This is a genomic window from Dellaglioa sp. CoH-57-MRSF-16 (genome assembly GCF_056782055.1).
Map to the genome: position 1 here is coordinate 1 of NZ_JBXAXZ010000112.1, position 342 is coordinate 342.

Consider the following 342-nt stretch of genomic DNA (forward strand, 5'->3'; position numbering starts at 1 on the left):
GTTCTATGCGTGGTCAGAAATGACCCGTTCGTGGCTCAACAACAGCGGCTCGTTTGCATCCGCCTACAAGTGCACGGCACAGCTCGTGGTCTATAACGATCTTCCTCAGGTGAGCCGGACGATTACCGTCGTTGGCCTGTGGCCGGCTTCGGTTGCGGATGTCGAACTCGACGGTTCCGCATCGAACCTTGTGACCCTCAACATCACGTGGGCTTTCGACTACCTGATCAACTAACCCTCGTAAATACACGGTTTGTTTAACCAAGGACAAGACTATGAAAGCAGAAGTAATAGCACGCCTAATGGTCACGGCCAGCGAGGGTAAGTGGGAGGACATGACTC

The 342-nt window shown here is 53.5% G+C and carries 1 protein-coding gene; it reads left to right on the top strand.

The window, feature by feature from the left end; genetic code table 11:
* A partial coding sequence (locus AC1RPH_RS08100) for a hypothetical protein (protein WP_481762075.1) occupies positions 1–235 on the top strand: 235 nt, incomplete at its 5' end.
* Positions 236–342 lie beyond the last annotated feature (107 nt).